The sequence below is a fragment of the Desulfothermus sp. genome, assembly GCF_053993635.1.
This window is the reverse complement of the sequence record NZ_JBMYBT010000039.1, coordinates 1-3,361: the sequence shown is the minus strand read 5'-3', so window position 1 is coordinate 3,361 and position 3,361 is coordinate 1. Positions and strand designations below refer to the sequence as shown.

The 3,361-nt window shown below is 35.0% G+C and carries 4 protein-coding genes; all 4 read left to right on the top strand.

The window, feature by feature from the left end; genetic code table 11:
• The first annotated feature begins 420 nt into the window (after positions 1 to 420).
• The 4 genes from ACY2V1_RS02740 to ACY2V1_RS02725 all read left to right on the top strand — a co-directional run bounded on the left by ACY2V1_RS02740 (position 421) and on the right by ACY2V1_RS02725 (position 3,170).
• On the top strand, positions 421 to 627 hold the full coding sequence (locus ACY2V1_RS02740; protein WP_461833266.1) for a hypothetical protein: 207 nt from the start codon (positions 421 to 423) through the stop codon (positions 625 to 627).
• Between the two features lie 117 nt (positions 628 to 744).
• On the top strand, positions 745 to 1,074 hold the full coding sequence (locus tag ACY2V1_RS02735; RefSeq protein WP_461833265.1) for a hypothetical protein: 330 nt from the start codon (positions 745 to 747) through the stop codon (positions 1,072 to 1,074).
• Positions 1,075 to 1,091: 17 nt separating this feature from the next.
• Positions 1,092 to 1,814 (top strand): alpha/beta fold hydrolase, encoded by a 723-nt coding sequence (locus ACY2V1_RS02730; RefSeq protein ID WP_461833264.1) that lies wholly within the window; start codon positions 1,092 to 1,094, stop codon positions 1,812 to 1,814.
• Between the two features lie 21 nt (positions 1,815 to 1,835).
• Complete coding sequence (locus ACY2V1_RS02725; RefSeq protein WP_461833263.1) at positions 1,836 to 3,170, top strand: short-chain fatty acid transporter; 1,335 nt, start codon at positions 1,836 to 1,838, stop codon at positions 3,168 to 3,170.
• Positions 3,171 to 3,361: the final 191 nt, after the last annotated feature.

Genomic DNA, 3,361 nt, shown 5'->3' with positions numbered 1-3,361 from the left:
CAAGTATGAAGCATATTATGCATCTATTAATTGCACCTAAATCATAAAAACAACTCTTCTACAACATTTTCCAAATATTGTTTTTTCACCCCCCATTATCATTTATGCCTAAAATCAAAAGCACTATCTGAGTATGAATTTTATTTACAGGAACAGACAAAAGGTGTTATGGTCATTTTCAAGTAAATCTATCTGTAAAAAGTGAACATTAGAAAAACACCTGTAGGTTATGGATATGATAAAATACGTTATTTTGGATGATGTCGCAATTTTTGCATATCACTATCTATAGGTTGAAAAAGACCTGACTTACGAAGGGATTGAGCTAATAACCCCGTAGAGACGTTGCATACAAGGTCTCTACTAATCACCAATTACGTTGAAAAAATAATGAAGATTGATAAAGGGGGGCCAAGACTTATGATTTATGATGAAAATTTAACAGAGGAAGAAAAAAAATTAATTCATGAAAAAATTCCACTAATCTTAGAAAAATATCCAGAAGTGAAGTTTATATTGTGGAAAAAGTTAATGGAGAGTTTTGCAGAGGAAAAAGAAAAAGAATCTAAATTTGAAATTTTATTGAAAAAGCTCCATGAGGGGAACAAGGAATCAGAAAAAAAATAGAGGGAATTCAGGGATGAGTCAGAGCATAGAAGGCATAAATTAAGACAAGAGTCAGACCAGAGGAGGAGATTTTGCAAGTAGATTTGACTCCTCTTGAAAGGGCCATTTATTTTTTGGATGGTTAAGCAAAAAACATCATGTGAAGAGAATTTCTGTCCTAAAGGGTGCAGAGATTGTTATATTACGGTTAATGATATTGATCTTAATGAAATTTTATCTTATTATAAAAAAATTGTTGGGATCTATTCCATGCGGGCTGAGAATTTTGAGAAGTCATTAGATAGAATAGATATTCGTTCATGGTTTTTACAACATAAATCCAGGATAAACAATAAACTTAGAAAAATAGATTTTACATCAAAATCTATTATAAAGAGTTTTGGTATCTATGGAGAAAAGACCTATGGAATTGAGATTCCAAAGAAAATGATTTTTTTAAATGAATAAAAAAGGGGGAGGGTGTTATGGAACTTAAGTTTTTAGTAAAAAAACAGGCCCCATACGTCTATATACATGGTTCTGGATGTTCAAAGGATATATGGATTCATCAGGTTTCAGAGGTGGGAGGATATGCTATTGATCTTCCAGGACATGGCGAATCTCCTGATGATGAGAAGATTTCAACAGTTGAAGACTATGCCAAGTATGTGGTAGATTTTATAGATAAAAAAGTAAAAAAGGCCTATGTAATCGGCCATTCCCTTGGAGGGGCAGTTGCCCAGATGACCTATCTATTGGCAAAAAAGAATGTTTTAGGTTTGGTTTTAGTTGGAAGTGGTGCCAGGCTCAGAGTACTTCCAGAAATTTTGTGGGGATTTAAGAATGATTTTAAAAATACTGCCTATAAATCAAATGAGCTATTGTTTTATGAAGGATTTAATAATCAGGATGTGAGAGACAAGATTTTAAAGGAAATATTAAATTCTGGAAGCAGGATCTGTTTTAGGGATTTTAATGCGTGTGATAAATTTGATCTATTGGAAAAATATAAAAAGGGTGAGATAAAAATAGATGTACCTATGCTTTGTATTGTTGGGGACAAAGATGTGTTAACTCCGCCTAAATATGCCTATTTTTTTGGAGATGTTGTTGGTGCCAGGGTGGAGGTTATTAAGGATGCTGGCCATATGGTCATGTTGGAAAAACCAGAGGAGGTAAATAGTGTTTTGATAGATTTTTTTAAATAAAAAACATGAGGAGGGAGAGAGATGTTAGAGAAAATGGGGAACTATTTTTGTAACTGGGCCAGAAAATACATGCCTGATCCCATGATCTTTGCTATTTTACTTACCATTTTAACGTACATCCTTGGTATATTACTTACCAAGACATCTCCATTTCAGATGATCTTGTATTGGTACAAAGGGTTTTGGGTTCTGTTAAAATTCGGTATGCAGATGTGTGTTATCCTTGTTACAGGTTATGCCCTTGCCACTACTGAATTGATCCAGAAGTTTTTAAAATGGCTTGCAAGTATACCAAAAAGCACTGCAGCTGCTGCTTGTTTAGTGGCATTTGTTGCATGCGTTGCAGGGCTAATTAATTGGGGGCTCGGAGTTATTGTAGGTGCTATTTTTGCGTTAGAGGTTGGAAGGCAGGGATATTTAAATAACAGAAAGTTCCATTATCCACTTTTAGTTGCAGCAGGATATAGTGGACTTGCGGTATGGCACCAGGGTCTATCTGGTTCTGCTCCCCTTTTAGTGGCTACTCCTGGTCATTTTTTGGAAAAGGAAATTGGGGTAATTGATGTATCTCAAACCCTTGGAAGTACATTGAACATAGTCTTGATTGTAGTGCTCTTGATATTGATTCCTCTGGTATTCTTTTTAATGGCTCCAAGAAAAGAAGAGGATATAGTGACTATTGATCCTGCTTTGTGTAAAATTGGAGAAGAAAAAGGAGAGCCCAAGGAAAGTTGGACCTTTGCAGATAGGTTGGAAAATAGCGTAGTCCTATCTATGATTATTGGAATAGCAGGGCTTATCTATATTGTCTATTATTTTGCAACAAAGGGATTTAAGTTAAATTTAAACATAGTCAACTTTACTTTTTTAATGGTGGGTATCCTTTTGCACAAAAGACCAATTCAATATGTTAGGGCTGTTAGCGAAGGTGTGAGAGGATGTGCTGGTATAATTTTGCAGTTCCCCTTTTATGCAGGGATTATGGGGATGATGAAATTGTCAGGACTAGTTGGCGTGATGGCTGGTTGGTTTGTAGCAATATCTAACACTACTACTTATCCTGTATTTACATTTATTAGTGCAGCCATTGTAAATCTTTTTGTCCCATCAGGTGGTGGTCAATGGGCAGTTCAAGGCCCTATAATTGTAAAGGCCGCAGAAGCCCTTCACTTTTCTATTCCAAAGACAGTTATGGCACTTGCTTATGGGGATCAGTGGACTAATTTATTTCAACCATTTTGGGCATTGCCCCTTCTTGGAATATGCGGTGTCAGGGCAAGGGATATAATGGGTTATTGTATGACACTTATGTTCGTGGGTATTCCTATCTTTATTTTGGCACTTTTGATATTTTAACTAAATTTAAACCTAACCCAAGTTACTACTTTGACAAACTTGGGTTAGGTTAATTTAGTCGATACTTAAAAAGTATATAATTCACTGAAAATACTTGCTAATTTGTCTTAATTAATGTAATATAATTTACCAGAAAAGGTTAAAAATCAGTAAAAAACTGGTCGAAAAAGATAAAAAAATGATAGGTGGGT

What these genes read in the sequence shown, in the direction of transcription:
- ACY2V1_RS02740 (WP_461833266.1), top strand. Translation starts at nt 421, where the DNA reads ATGATTTATGATGAAAATTTAACAGAGGAAGAAAAAAAATTAATTCAT.
- ACY2V1_RS02735 (WP_461833265.1), top strand. Translation starts at nt 745, where the DNA reads ATGGTTAAGCAAAAAACATCATGTGAAGAGAATTTCTGTCCTAAAGGG.
- ACY2V1_RS02730 (WP_461833264.1), top strand. Translation starts at nt 1,092, where the DNA reads ATGGAACTTAAGTTTTTAGTAAAAAAACAGGCCCCATACGTCTATATA.
- ACY2V1_RS02725 (WP_461833263.1), top strand. Translation starts at nt 1,836, where the DNA reads ATGTTAGAGAAAATGGGGAACTATTTTTGTAACTGGGCCAGAAAATAC.